The organism is Actinoplanes solisilvae, assembly GCF_003999975.1.
GTDB classification, from domain to species: Bacteria; Actinomycetota; Actinomycetes; order Mycobacteriales; family Micromonosporaceae; genus Actinoplanes; species Actinoplanes solisilvae.
The window spans coordinates 211,473-224,532 of the sequence record NZ_RJAC01000015.1 but is presented as its reverse complement, the minus strand read 5'-3'; the positions used below and the strand labels follow the sequence as shown (position 1 = coordinate 224,532).

The 13,060-nt window shown below is 69.3% G+C and carries 10 protein-coding genes and 1 pseudogene; 2 read left to right on the top strand and 9 right to left on the bottom strand.

Going from position 1 to position 13,060, the window contains the following annotated elements:
* Positions 1-721 precede the first annotated feature (721 nt).
* Positions 722-925, bottom strand: a complete 204-nt coding sequence (locus tag EER30_RS31205; RefSeq protein ID WP_127504220.1) for a cold-shock protein — start codon at positions 923-925, stop codon at positions 722-724.
* 332 nt (positions 926-1,257) lie between these two features.
* A pseudogene (locus EER30_RS48940) lies at positions 1,258-1,428 on the bottom strand (MerR family DNA-binding transcriptional regulator); the annotation flags it as partial.
* 87 nt (positions 1,429-1,515) lie between these two features.
* Here EER30_RS48940 and EER30_RS31195 point away from each other — a divergent pair.
* Together EER30_RS31195 and EER30_RS48935 are read left to right on the top strand one after the other, a co-directional pair.
* On the top strand, positions 1,516-2,736 hold the full coding sequence (locus tag EER30_RS31195; RefSeq protein ID WP_205650508.1) for an FAD-binding oxidoreductase: 1,221 nt from the start codon (positions 1,516-1,518) through the stop codon (positions 2,734-2,736).
* Between the two features lie 315 nt (positions 2,737-3,051).
* Entirely contained in the window at positions 3,052-3,951 is a 900-nt protein-coding gene (locus tag EER30_RS48935) for a hypothetical protein (RefSeq protein WP_240670407.1), read from the top strand.
* 336 nt (positions 3,952-4,287) lie between these two features.
* On the opposite strand, the gene EER30_RS31185 is transcribed toward EER30_RS48935, so the two are convergent.
* The 7 genes from EER30_RS31185 to EER30_RS31155 all read right to left on the bottom strand — a co-directional run bounded on the left by EER30_RS31185 (position 4,288) and on the right by EER30_RS31155 (position 13,059).
* The gene (locus EER30_RS31185) at positions 4,288-7,008 is read right to left on the bottom strand and encodes an FtsX-like permease family protein (RefSeq protein WP_127504218.1); all 2,721 of its coding nucleotides are present in this window, start codon (positions 7,006-7,008) and stop codon (positions 4,288-4,290) included.
* Positions 7,005-7,730: an ABC transporter ATP-binding protein gene (locus tag EER30_RS31180; RefSeq protein ID WP_127504217.1), complete on the bottom strand. Its 726-nt coding sequence runs from the start codon at positions 7,728-7,730 to the stop codon at positions 7,005-7,007. The genes EER30_RS31185 and EER30_RS31180 overlap by 4 nt, the downstream gene beginning before the upstream one ends.
* Complete coding sequence (locus EER30_RS31175; protein WP_127504216.1) at positions 7,727-8,317, bottom strand: PadR family transcriptional regulator; 591 nt, start codon at positions 8,315-8,317, stop codon at positions 7,727-7,729. Before EER30_RS31175 ends, EER30_RS31180 begins: the two co-directional genes overlap by 4 nt.
* 207 nt (positions 8,318-8,524) lie before the next feature.
* Complete coding sequence (locus tag EER30_RS31170; protein ID WP_127504215.1) at positions 8,525-9,565, bottom strand: Gfo/Idh/MocA family protein; 1,041 nt, start codon at positions 9,563-9,565, stop codon at positions 8,525-8,527.
* Positions 9,562-10,563, bottom strand: coding sequence for an ABC transporter permease (locus EER30_RS31165; RefSeq protein WP_127504214.1), 1,002 nt, complete (start codon positions 10,561-10,563; stop codon positions 9,562-9,564). Before EER30_RS31165 ends, EER30_RS31170 begins: the two co-directional genes overlap by 4 nt.
* On the bottom strand, positions 10,560-11,519 hold the full coding sequence (locus tag EER30_RS31160; RefSeq protein WP_127504213.1) for an ABC transporter permease: 960 nt from the start codon (positions 11,517-11,519) through the stop codon (positions 10,560-10,562). The genes EER30_RS31165 and EER30_RS31160 overlap by 4 nt, the downstream gene beginning before the upstream one ends.
* A complete protein-coding gene (locus EER30_RS31155; RefSeq protein WP_205650507.1) occupies positions 11,512-13,059 on the bottom strand; it encodes a sugar ABC transporter ATP-binding protein in 1,548 nt (515 codons plus the stop codon). The genes EER30_RS31160 and EER30_RS31155 overlap by 8 nt, the downstream gene beginning before the upstream one ends.
* Position 13,060 lies beyond the last annotated feature (1 nt).

Sequence of the window (13,060 nt, the reverse complement as noted above, 5' to 3'; positions counted from 1 at the left end):
ACGGCGAGCTCGACCACGTCCCACCCGCCGAACACGAAGCCCTACACGCGATGACCCACCCGGTCACCGCAACCCTGGAAACCAGCTAACCAACTCTCCATCAAACCCGGGGCTTGACAGTGGACGGCGAATCGGTGGCCGAAGTGCTGGCTTTCACTGCTGCAGGATCGGCTGGACCGCGCAGCGGGCGGTCGACGCGATCAGCCGCCAGGAGGTGACCGACGGGCAGTTGATCGCTCCGGGGACGGCACATCGGATCGTCGCGGTACTGCGCAGCGCGTTGAGTGAGGCGGGTCAGCAAGGGCTGATGTCGTCGAACGGGGCACGGCGGCTGCGGCTCCTGCGGGTGATCTTGCCGCGGGCCCGTCGGGTGGTGGTGAGGACCAATCGGGCCGGCGCTTGCCGGCCATCGTGGCTCGTCCGTTAGCACCGCCGTTGCCCGGCCTCATGGCCGCCGACAAAGCGGCCCAGCGATCATTGCCGCAAAGGTGTCGCCCCTCGCGGTTCGGGTCGCGGAATAGCTGAACGGCAGCAGGTCGACCGCGGATCGCTCTATTTCACGCCAGCAGCACTTGACTACCTCAATCGGCGCATAAAACGAAGGACTGAGGTTGACCGCGCATGGGGGTCACCACACAAGAGAACCTGGGAAACGAAAGTTGGGTGAAACGCCGAACGGCGGCCCGCTGAACCAGTCGGGCCGCCGTTCGGAAGACGTGTATCAGAGCGAGCGGATGTTCTCCGCCTGCAGGCCCTTCTGGCCCTGGGTGATGTCGAACTCCACCCGCTGGTTCTCGTCGAGGCTGCGGAAGCCGCTCGCCGAGATCGCGGAGAAGTGGGCGAACACGTCGGCGCCGCCGCCGTCCTGGCTGATGAAGCCGAAGCCCTTGTCGCCGTTGAACCACTTCACGGTACCTGTAGTCATGTCTGCTCCTTCGCAGGCTGTTAGAGACCGCACTGTGCGGACCCTTACGCCGCCGCGTTGATCACCCGCGCCGGAACCGACACGAAAAACGGAAAAGCGCCTTGATGGGTTAGCTGAAACCCATCAGGCGCCGAAAACGTCTACGGAAATCAAAACTGCAACGTGAGAACGCTAGCACAGATTTTGTTTGCTCAGCGCTATTTTGCGCGGTCCGTCACAGGGATCCGGCAGGGCGCTTCCCGGGTCCGTCCGCGCCGCGTGCAGTTCAGAGGGCAAGCGGGTACGACAAACGGTCCCTCTTCTGATGGAGAAAGACCGTGCGGGCGATGAGATCAGGGAGCGTCCGCTTGTCTTTGCCGCTGGCCGTCCTGGTTGTGCCGGAGGGCCTCGCGAGCTGGTCCTCGAGAATGATGATCCGGCAAACGGCTTCCAATGCGGTGCCCTGATCGACCATCCCGGGCCGGAGCGGAAGGACGCAGCTGGTAGCGCGAGTAACGCCGATGCCGTCGGCTGGCCTTTTCCGCACCTGCCCCACCAGACGGCGGTCCGCAGTGCCGATGAGTTGCGCGGTGGTCGCCGGTCCTAGGGGCATGACGACGAGCTTCCGCCCCGGCGACCCGGGTTACGACGACTACCGCAAGCCGCTCAACCCCGAGCTCGACCCGCGGCCCACGCTCGTGGTGCGAGCCGAGACGACCGACGACGTACGCGCCGCTGTTCGCACTGCCCACGAGCAGTCTCTGCCGTTCGCGGTTCAGGCGACCGGCCACGGCACGCACGTCGCTCACGACGGCGCGCTCCTGCTGAACACGAGCGCGATGACCTCGGTGCTCGTCGACCCGGTACGCCGCGTCGCTCGGGTCGCTCCCGGGACTCGCTGGGGCGACGTTCTGCGGGCCGCAGCCCCGTTCGGGCTGGCCCCGCTGTCCGGGTCGTCGCCCGACGTCGGCGTCACCGGTTACACAGTAGGCGGCGGCCTGGGCTGGCTGGCCCGCGCGCACGGTCTGGCCTGCGACAGCGTCCTGCGCGCCCAGGTCGTCACCGCCGACGGTGTCCTGCGCACCGCCGACGCCGACCGCCACCCCGACCTGTTCTGGGCGCTGCGCGGCGGTGGCGGCTCCTTCGGCGTGGTCACTGGCCTCGAATTCCGCCTGTACCCGATCCCCGCCGTCCTCGCCGGCGCCGTCACCTTCGACCGTTCCCGCGCCGCCGACGTGCTCGCCTTCTACCGCCACTGGATCGACCGCATCCCCGACGCCCTGAGCACCGCCATCGTCCTGACCCGCGACAACACCATGACCATCAAGGCCATGTACGCAGGCGACGCCTCCGACGGCCGGCGGCTGCTGTCCCCGCTGTTCACCGCGGCCGGCCCCGCCGTCACCGACACCATGAACGTCCTGCCCTACGCCGACGCCGCGATGGGCGGCACCTTCGCCCGAACCTTCGACCAGGTCACCACCCTCGACGACGACCTGACCGCCGCCCTGGCCGCCGAGCCCGACTGCACCGTCGAGATCCGCCACTGGGGCGGCCGCATCGCGACCGACGAAGGCGCCGCCGCCCACCGCGACGCTCCCCTGTCCGTCATCCTCGACCGAGTCCCCACCGCCACCACCGCCGCGGCCCTCACCCGGCGCGGCCACGGCAGCAGCTTCCTCAACTTCCTACCCGACCCCAGCCGCACCGCTACCGCGTTCACCGCGGCCAACTGGTCCACCCTGCGCTCCGTCAAAGCCGCCTACGACCCCGCCAACTTCTTCAGCACCGGCCACACCGTCCCGCCCACGACGGTCACCCAGGCTGCCTGACACTCCGTACGTCCAACCGGAGATCACTTCATTGGGCAGTGCGGCGCGCGCTGAACGCCCCCGCTGTCACCGCCTCACGTAGAGGACTGGCAAAACGGTCACGCGGGGCGACTGCAGGCGACGGCACGGCCATCAACGCCTTCGCCATCACTTTCGGTGACCGCTGGCCGGCCGCCGAAACCTACTAACCGAAGAGCCAGAAACACCGTTCGCGTTACGGACCCGCAGGGGTGGCTCACGGCGCGGGAGATGGTCGCGTATGGCCCTTCTGTCCTGCGCTGCAGCGCTGTGGCTGCGGCGGTATCGTGAGTGCTCGTGGCAGTTCGTATCGATGTTTCCGCGTTTCGTAGTTCGATCTCGGCGCAGGTGGTCGTGGCCGCTGAACGATTGTTGCGGGACGGCGGCGTCGGAGACCTGGAAGCGGTGGGTGGCGGTGCTCGGGCAGTGGTCTGCGACGGTGGGGTCCGGTTCCAGCCGTGGGTGGGTGTGGTCGATCAGGCACTGATCGGAGACTGCGATTGCGAGGTCGGGTCTGTTGAGGACGGTTTCTGCGCCCACGCTGTCGCGGTGGCGTTGTCCGCGTTCGAGGTGGGTGTCAGGTTCTCTGCTGCGGGCAGGCCGCATGGTGCGGGACCGGTCGAGCCGGAACGTGTGGACTATCTGCGGGCTGTGCAGTCTCTCGGTCCGCGGCAGTTGACCGACTTGGTGGTGGAGCAGGCTGTTCGGGATCGGCTGTTCGCGACCTTGCTGTTGGGGAAGGCGGGGATGCTCGCCCCGGTCGACGAGTCGGCCCTGGCCGGTTTTCAGGCCGTTATTCGTGAGGCGTCGAACGTGACCACCGGTACCAGGTGGGAGCTCGCCGATGTGGAGGACGCCGGCCGTCGCTTGGCCGCCGAGGTCGAAATCCTGTGCGCCCGTCCCGTGATGCCGGGCCTGCTCGATCTGATCGAGCAGGCGATCGTGGTCTGGGACGAGCTGGCCGGTCATCTGATCGACTCCTATTACGCGCGTCGCATCGATCCTGAGGAGATCAGCGAGCCTCTGGTCGATGCGCACCGGGATCTGTGCGAGCGGCTCGAGCTTGACTCGGAGGAGATTGCCGGACATCTCGAGCGGCTGCTCGACCGCTGCCACCACGACACCGTCGACCCGGCCATGTATTCGGAGCTTCTCGGTGAGGCCGCAGACGCGGTCGCTCGTTACTCGCGTTGGTAGCTCAGGGTGCGAGTTGGTCGATCGTCATGCCGACATCGCTGAGGATGACCCGGAGGTCGCCCTTGGCGGTGTCGCGGTTGCCGTGTACCGGGGCGGCTGTCAATGCGTTTCCATCACCGCCCGACCGGCTCGTGAGCTGGCCAAAATGCCCCGGTAACGGGTTGCCCGATGGTGGGGTGGTTCGCATGGTGCATCGTCCGGCCCACTTTGATCTTGCATGCGAACCGCGGCTCGGTCAGCGAGCCGCGGTTTGTCATAGGTGGGTGCGATGCAGTGCTGACGGATGTCTGGGTTGCACCGCCGATTCTGCGCGGGTGTTCGGCGACCTGGTAGCCGTCATAGTCTCCGCTCGATCGGTAGCCGGGAACGAGTGAGCAAGCCGGCTCCGAGCATCGCCACCAGTGGCACTATCAGTAGCGCAATGGTGATGCTGAGCCCGGGCATCGCGTACGGGTACGGGGTGGGCACCGGCCAGACGGTGGCGGAGCCGCGATTCTCGGCCGCCAGTACCGCCGTCGATGCGCCGATGCCCACGATCGCGCCGAGTATCGACCCGAGTCCGGCGATCATCCCGGCCTGGCTGAGCGACAGCACCCGGCGTACCCACGGAGACGCGCCCACCGCGGCCAGCACCGCGAGATCTGGCCGGCCGTCGGCGGCCGCCAGGCCGGTGGCGATCGCGGCTGCGCCGAGAGTGATCACACCGGCAATGACGGCCAGTACGAGCAAACCGGCGCGGTTCGGCTCCGGGCGGCGCTCGACTACCACGTCGTATTCGTTGCCGAGCAGGGCCTGTAGTTCGTCCTGCTCGGCGACCGTCGGCACCTGCCTGGTCGTGGCCAGTGTCATCAGGGTTCTGCCGGACAGACCCAGCGACCTTGCGGTGTCCGGGCTGAGCAAGGTCAATGGCGCCCGTGGCGGCTGTGTGAAGGCGAAGCCCGGTGCAGTGACGGTGCGGATCTCCTCGTGGGAGGCGCCGGTGTGAACCTCCAGTGTCACGTGGCCGTCGTCCAAACGGCGCGGATCGTCGACGACTACAGCTCCGGCGCGCATGGCGGTGGCGGCCCGCGCGGCAGCCTCGGGCGCAACGTCGACCAGTGCGCCCACCGCCGCGGGTTCGATGACGAGTGTCATGCCGGCGCCGGAAGTGAGCGCACCGCCGAAGTAATCGTGCTGCTCGCCGACGCCGTCGCATCGGGTGTCGCGACGGGCCGCACGCTGTTCGGCGGCGGTCGATTCGCGGCCCTGACCGAGGTTCGCGTAGGGGCAGCGGTGCTCTGGTGGGGTGCGCGTGGCCACGGAACAGTCCTGGGTGGCGCATGTCATGTCGCCGACCTGGTGGATCCGCGCCCCCGGCAGGGTGCTGTACAGCGCCGATGACACGACGGATGGTGTCGCGAACGAACCGTTCGTCAGCGGCTGGCGGCCGGCGTCGGCGGCGAACACGAACACGTCGCCGACCCGCCCCAGCGGCCGGTACTCGGCCTGGGCGCGGGCGGTGCTCGCGGTGAGCACCATTCCGACGGCGAGGCTGACCATGACCGCGGCCATCACGGCGGAGATCGCCGGGGCCGCCACGGCGCGGTTGCGGGACGTGTCGCGCAGCGCGATGCGGGCCGCTGGCGGAAGGAAGCGACCGATCCGGGTCACCAGGCCGACGATGGCCGGGGTACACAACACGAGCCCGAGTTCGGCGAAGACCAGTCCGGCGAGGAGCAGCGGCGCGACGAGCTTCCAGGCGCCGACGGCGGCGGCGGCCACGCCCGCCACACCGAGCGCCGCGCCGAGCACCACCCATCGCCGCCGTGACCGGGTGATCCCGCGTCGCCCGGCCAGTGCGGTCACCACGTCCTGACGGGCGGAGATCCAGGCGGGTATCAGTGCCGCCAGCACGCCAGTGATCACAGCCAGCCCCGCGAGTACCGCCAATGCCGGCGGGAAGACCCGCAGTGCACCCGACCGCACGTGGGTGACGTTCTCCTCGAACCAGTGATGGCCGCTGACGGCCACGGCGACACCCAGCAGGATGCCACCCGCCGCCCCGATCGCGCCGAGCACGACACCGTCAGCCAGCACGATCCGGCGGATCTGGGCCGGCGTGCCGCCGACGGCGGCGACCAGGGCGAGATCGCGGCTGCGGCGCCGGGCACTGACCGCGAACGCCGGTCCGGCCAGCAGGACGATCTCCAGGATTGCTAGCCCGGCGATCAGTATGAGCATGCCGGTCTCCGACAGGCCCTCATCCTCCCGGAGCTCCGGGTACTGCTCGGGCAGGCTCGGCGGGTGTGCGAGCACGTGCCGGGAAACCGCGACGATCCCCTGTGTGTTGAGCTGCCTGACCTGGTCCCAGGTGATCGGCGCGGGCGTGGCGACCAACCAGGTCACCGCACGCGGCTCGACGGGCAGCACCTCGTGCGGCAGCACACCGGGCCGCAGCACGATTGCCGTTGCCCGGACATCGGTCGGGTCCTCCACCAGGCCCACCACGTGCAGGGTGCGACCGCTGTCGGCCAGTCGGACGGTGCCGCCGAGCCCCGTACCCAGTCTGGTGGTTGCCGTAGGGGTCAGAGCCACCTCGTCGGCGGCGGTGGGCGGGCGCCCGGCAAGGGGACGCAGAATGCCGCGCGCCAGGGGGTCGGTGTAGTCCAGGGCCCGGGTGGTGACGGTGCCGACACCGGCCGCGGTGTACACGGCCAGCCGGCTCGTGTGATCGCTGATCGCCCGGCTGCCCGGTGGCAGCAGTGCCAGTAGCCGCTGCGGCGTCGGTGGGGTGTCGTGTTCCGTCGGGGCTGTGGTCTGCGGCGCGGGAAGGTAGGCCAGCTCGGCCGGATCCTGATACAGCGGGCCTTGTCGCGGCCATCGCATCGCAGCCTGCCCGGCACCCATGAGCCGTTCGGCCTCCTCGCCGGGGCGCAGCGTGAAGGTGTCGTAGATGACGGACGTGAACGCCATGGCCGCCACCGGTAGCGCGATCATCGCGATGATCAGCGCCGAGCGTCCCCTGGCCTGCCGTGCCTCGCGTCGCGCCACCCGCAGCGCGGCGCGCAGACCGGTCATTCGGCACCGCCGGGCGTGGTCAGCAGTTCCTCGGGCTGATCCATCGGGCCGGACGTGTCGACGATGAGCCCGTCGCGTAGGAACACCACCCGGTCGGCCCAGGCGGCGTGCCGTGCCTCGTGTGTCACCAGGACGACGGCCGCTCCGCTGTCGACTTTGGACCGCAGCAGGCGGAGCACCGCCTCACCGGTCTGCGAGTCGAGCGCGCCGGTCGGCTCGTCGGCCAGCATCAGGCGCCGCTGCCCGACCAGCGCCCGGGCGATCGCCACCCGCTGCTGCTGGCCGCCCGACATCTCGTCGGGGAACCGCGGACCGTACCCCTCAAGGTCCATCTCGCACAGGGCCTCCTGCGCGAGCCGCCGGGCAGTGCGCACCTTCATACCGTCGAGTTCCAGTGGTAGCGCCACGTTCTCGGCCGCGGTGAGGCTGGACAACAAATTCAGGTCCTGGAAAACGTAGCCGATCCGCTGGCGGCGCAGGGCGGCCAGCCCGCGTCTGCTGCATCCGCCAAGGACCGTTCCGTTGACGACCACGTCGCCTTCCGTCGGGCGGTCCAAGCCGCCGGCCAGGTTGAGCAGCGTCGATTTACCTGATCCGGATGCGCCCATCACCGCGAGTAGCTCGCCGGCCCCGACGGTGAGCGTCACACCGCGCAGGGCGTGCACGGCTGTCTGTCCGGCGCCGTGCACCCGATGCACCGCTCGTAACTCCAAGATCGTCATCTAGTGGCCTCCCGCCCGGCTTCGTTTTCGGCCTCGTGCGCGGATCCCGGTGTCTTCTTGGGCATCGGTGGTGAGCTGTGTCGCAGCAAGCTGGCCTCGCAGTGGTCGAGCCAGCGCACCTCAGCCTCGGCCTGGAACACCATCGCGTCCACCACGAGCTTCCAGGCGAGGTCGGCCGGACGATCGGTGCTGTACTTCAGGCGCGTGTACTCCTGCATCTTCCGGATGGTTGCGGCGCGCTGGGCTTGCACGACGACGCTCACGTCGACGCCCGGTGTCGACAACGCCAGCGCCAACTTGATCGCGAGTTCGTCACGCGGCCGGTCACCGTGGCTCAGCGGCGTGGCGAACCACATCGCCAGTTCCGCGCGACCGGAGTCGGTTATCTCATACGGCAGTTGCCCGGTGCCGCTCTCCGCGAGCGGGCGCACCAACTCGTCGCGTTCAAGGCGGGAGAGCGTCGTGTAGACCTGCCCGATGTTCAGCGGCCAGGTGCCGCCCGTCGATTCCTCGAACGTGGCCCGCAACTGGTAGCCGTACATCGGACCACGTTCGAGAAGAGCGAGAAGACCGTGGCGGATCGACATGGATACTGAGTATGCATACTGAGTATGGTGGACGCAAGGTCGGTCGCCCCGGGGCCTTATCGCTGCTTCTTGTGGCCCGCGAGCTGGTCAAACGCGCGGCCAGCGGGACACTCAGGATGGTTCCCATGGTGCATCGTCGCCGGGCCAGGGACGCGGTAGGCGTTGGCACATAATCTGGGCCGCCACCAACTAGCTTTGCCAGGTCGACTATTCGGCGGTGGACACGCGGCGGCCGGTCTCGAACGAGCGGATGACGGCGGTGGCCAGCCACAACGCCCGCCGCCCGGCGGCGACCGGCACCGGTGGTTGCCGCCCCTCGCGCAGGGCCGGCAGCAGGTCGTCGACGTGGGCGTCGAAGGTCGCGTGGAAGTCGCGGTCGAGGTCGTTGAAGTAGCCGGCCTGCCACACCTGGGCCATCTCGTCGCCGGCGGATTGGAAGGTGAACCGGCGCACCGTGTCGTGGATGACCACCCGCCCGGCCGTGCCGTTGACCTCGACCACGTGCGTGTCCGGGTACGCGTACGACGAGTCGTAGCTGCCCACCAGGCTGCCGACTGCCCCGTTGCCGAACTGCAGCGCGACCGCCATGGTGGACCAGCCGGCACCGCTCGGGGCGGCGGCCTGCGCCATCACCGAGGTGATCGGGCCGCACAGATGTTCCAGCATGTCCAGACCGTGGCATTGGGTCTCGATCAGATTGGCGTGCGGGTGCCGGCTGGTGCCCGCCTCACCACCGAAACGCCAGGTCGCGAAGGCCAGCTGGCCCAGGGCGCCCCGGGCGATCGCGGCGGCGGCCAGGCGCACCGGTTTCGCGTACCGATGGTTGAAGTTGATCGCAACGAACAGGTTGCGGGCGGCGGCCTCGGCGATCAGGGTGTCGGCCTCGTTCAACGCGAAGACCAGCGGCTTCTCCACCAGCAGCGGCACGCCGGCGTGGATCAGCCGCAGGGTCGGCTCGAAGTGGCCCTCGTTCGGCAGACACACCGACACCAGGTCGGGCCGCTCCCTGTCCACCATCTCCTCCAGGTCGGTGTAGCCGCGGGTGCCGGCCTCGGCCGCCCGCGCGGCGGTGCGCTGCGGGTCGCGGCCGACAACGGCGACCAGCGACGTGTCGGCGCGCCGGGCGAACAGTTCGGCGTGCTGACGCCCCCACCACTCGCCGGTGCCGACCACCGCGACCCGCACGGGAGGGGACGCCGGTTCGGGCGGCCGGGTCACGCCGGGCGCGTACCGCGCTGGGCGGTTCATCGCCGCCTCCGGCGAGCCAGCCGCAACTGGACGAGCACCACAACGATCAGAAACGTGCCGCTGACCACCTGCTGGTAGTAGGAGCTGAGGGTGCCGACCTGGTTGATCAGATTCTGGATCACCTTGAGCAGCAGCACACCGGCGAGCGTGCCGCTCAGCGAACCCGCACCGCCGGTCAGCAGCGTGCCACCGAGGACCACCGCGGCGATCGCCTCCAACTCGCGGCCCTCGCCGATCGTCGGCAGCCCGGAGGAGGTCTGCACGGCGATCAGAACGCCGGCCGTTCCGGCGAGGGTGGCGCTGAGCACGTAGACCAGGATCCGCACGCGGGCGACCGGAAGCCCCATTAGTTCACTCGCCTCCTGGTTGTCGCCGATCGCGAAGACCGCCTGGCCGAACCGGGTCCGGCTGAGCAGCAGCGCACCCAGGCCGAAGGCGATCAGCGCGAACCAGACGGGCGCGGGCACCCCGAGCCAGCGGGCCTGGCCGAGCCGGGTCAGCAGCAGGTCGGCCGGGATGATATGCACCTTGTTGCCCTCGCTGGCGACGGCGAACGCCAGACCGCGGGCGAACAGCAGGGTGGCCAGGGTGACGATGAACGGCGCGATCCGCGCCCGGCCGATCAGCAGCCCGTTGACCAGTCCGAACGCCGCGCAGACGAGCAGCGGCAGTGCGATGGCGGCGGCGGTGCCCCACTGCGCACTGTAGGCGGTCAGCACCCCAGCGAGCGCCAGCAGCGACCCGACCGACAGGTCGATGCCGCCGCTGAGGATGACGAAGGTCATCCCTGTCGCGATCAGCAGCAGGTACGAGCTGTCCAGCGCGATATTGCCGAAGTTCTGCCGGCTGGCGAAGCTGTCGCCGTACATCAGCGACCCACCGATCAGGACCAGGGCCAGGACGATCGGGGCACCGGCCTTCTCCGGCCACCGGCGCCAGTCGCGGGCGGTGCCACCGGAGCGCCGGCCGGCGGCGACGGGCCGGTCCACGGTCGTCATGGCGCTCTCCGGCCGCGCTGCAGGTAGACGGCGGCGACGATGATGCTCGCCTGGATCATGCGGGCGGTGGAGTCGGGCAGGTTCTGCTGGATCACGGTCGCGATGATGAGCTGCATCAGGAGGGCTCCCATCAGTGTTCCGAGAATGCGCACCCGCCCGCCGGAGAGCGGGGTGCCGCCGACCACCACGGCGGTGATCGCGCTCAGCTCGATGAGCAGGCCGACGAACGACGGGTCGCTGGCGCCCTGCCGGGCGGTGGTCAGCACGCCGGCGACGGCGGCGAGCAGGCCGCTGAGCACGTACACGGTCACCAGCGTCCGTTTGACCGGCAGGCCGGCCAGGGTGGCGGCGGCCCGGTTGCCGCCGGTCGCCAGCAGCCGACGGCCGAAGGCCGTGCGGTACACCGCGACACCGGCCGCGACGGTGACCACCAGCACCAACAGCACACTGATCGGTACGCCGAAGACCGAGGCGTTGCCCAGTGTGTCGAGGGTCGGGTCGAACAATTCGGTCAGCCGGCCGTCGGCGAACACCAGCGCGAGACCGCGTCCGGCCACCAGCAGGCCGAGGGTCGCGATGATCGGTTGCATGCCGGCGAACGCGATCAGGGATCCGTTGACCAGGCCGACCAGCACTCCGGCGGTGAGCGCGAGCGCGACGGCCACCCATACGCTGTAGCCGAGGTAGAGCGGCAGCAACGCGGCGGCTACAGCCATCGTCGAGCCGACCGACAGGTCGATGCCCTCAGTGGCGATGACCAGGGCCATGCCGATCGCGACGATGGCGACCGGCGCGACCTGCACGAGTTGCAACCGCAGGTTGGTCACGGTGGCGAAGTTGGGGGTGAACATGAGATTGAAGGCCAGCAGCACGAAGATCGCCAAGTAGACCCCGGCCACCTGAAGAAAAGCCGGGACATCGATACGCACGGAGCGTGCCGCGCGAAGGTCAGTCATCGTCGTCCTTCGCGGCGGCGGCTTCGTTGGAGGCGACAGCGATGGTTCGCATGATCCGGTCCTCGGTGACCTCGTCGCCCCGGAACGTGCCGACCACCGCGCCGTCGCGCAGAACCAGGACCCGGTCGGCCCCTTCGACCACCTCCTCCAGCTCCGAGGAGATCAGCAGCACGCCGATCCCGAGTCCGGCGAGTTCGTCGATGAGGGCCTGGATCTCGGCTTTCGCGCCGATGTCGATGCCGCGGGTCGGCTCGTCCAGGATCAGCACCTTCGGGTGCAGGCAGAGCATCCGGGCGAGCAGAACCTTCTGCTGATTGCCGCCGGACAGTTCGCGTACCTTCTGGCCGGGGTGCGAGATTTTGATCTGCAGGCGTTTGACGAATGTGTCGACGAGCGCGGCCTGGCGTCGTTTGGACAGGAAGCCGCCGACGGTGATCCGGGGCAGCGCGGCCAGCACGATGTTGTCACGTACGGACAGGTCGGCGATGACGCCTTCGGCCTTGCGGTCCTCGGGCACCATGCCGAGCCCGGCCCGGATGGCCGCCGCCGGCGACCAGCGCCGGGCGCGCCGGCCGCCGATCCTGATCGAGCCGCTGTCGAGCGGGTCGACGCCGAAGACCGCTTTCGCCGTCTCGGTACGCCCGGAGCCGAGCAGCCCGGCCAGGCCGACGACCTCACCCGCGTGCACGTCGACGCTGACGTCGTCGAGCACCGGCCGTCGGCTGAGCGCTTCGGCGCGCAGCAGCGGCGCGCCGGTCGTGTCGCGTTGCTCGTCGCCGAAGGTGGTGGCGCCGTGGCGCCGGACCTGGTCGATGTCGCGGCCGAGCATGGCGGCGACCAGCCGCAGCCGGGTGGTGCCGGCGACTGGGCCACTGTGCGCGACCCGGCCGTCGCGCAGCACGGTGACCCGGTCGCAGGCCCGAAACACCTCGTCGAGCTTGTGGGTCACGTACAGCACGGCTACCTGCTGGTCGCGCAGCATCGCGACGACGCCGAGGAGCAGGTCGACCTCGCGGGGTTCGAGCGACGAGGTGGGCTCGTCCATGATGATCACCCGGGCGTTCATCGACAGCGCCCGGGCCACGGCGATCATCTGCTGGACGCCGAGGCCGAGTTCGCCGAGCCGGCTGCGGACGTCGACGGCGATGCCGTAGCGGGCCAGTATCCCGGCCGCGGCTCGGTGCATCCGGCGGTAGTCGATGAGGCCGAAGCGGTTGACCGGTTCGCGGCCCAGGAACAGGTTGGCGGCGACGCTGCGCAGGGGCACCAGGTTGACCTCCTGGTAGATGGTGCTGATCCCGGCGGCCTGCGCGTCGCGGGGACGGGTGAAGGAAACCGGCCGTCCCTGGTAGCTCAGATCGCCCCCATCTGGCCGTTGCACTCCGGTCATGATTTTGATCAGAGTGGATTTGCCGGCGCCGTTCTCGCCGACCAGCGCGTGCACCTCGCCGGCGTGCAACGACAACGACACATCGTCGAGGGCGCGCACGCCGGCGAAATGCTTGTGCACGGACCTGACCTCGATGGCGGCGAAGGTCATG

Excerpts from the sequence above, each read along its gene's own strand:
- EER30_RS31205 (WP_127504220.1), bottom strand. The coding sequence starts at position 925 with ATGACTACAGGTACCGTGAAGTGGTTCAACGGCGACAAGGGCTTCGGC.
- EER30_RS31195 (WP_205650508.1), top strand. The coding sequence starts at position 1,516 with ATGACGACGAGCTTCCGCCCCGGCGACCCGGGTTACGACGACTACCGC.
- EER30_RS31185 (WP_127504218.1), bottom strand. The coding sequence starts at position 7,008 with ATGACCGGTCTGCGCGCCGCGCTGCGGGTGGCGCGACGCGAGGCACGG.
- EER30_RS31180 (WP_127504217.1), bottom strand. The coding sequence starts at position 7,730 with ATGACGATCTTGGAGTTACGAGCGGTGCATCGGGTGCACGGCGCCGGA.
- EER30_RS31175 (WP_127504216.1), bottom strand. The coding sequence starts at position 8,317 with ATGTCGATCCGCCACGGTCTTCTCGCTCTTCTCGAACGTGGTCCGATG.
- EER30_RS31170 (WP_127504215.1), bottom strand. The coding sequence starts at position 9,565 with ATGAACCGCCCAGCGCGGTACGCGCCCGGCGTGACCCGGCCGCCCGAA.
- EER30_RS31165 (WP_127504214.1), bottom strand. The coding sequence starts at position 10,563 with ATGACGACCGTGGACCGGCCCGTCGCCGCCGGCCGGCGCTCCGGTGGC.
- EER30_RS31160 (WP_127504213.1), bottom strand. The coding sequence starts at position 11,519 with ATGACTGACCTTCGCGCGGCACGCTCCGTGCGTATCGATGTCCCGGCT.
- EER30_RS31155 (WP_205650507.1), bottom strand. The coding sequence starts at position 13,059 with ATGACCTTCGCCGCCATCGAGGTCAGGTCCGTGCACAAGCATTTCGCC.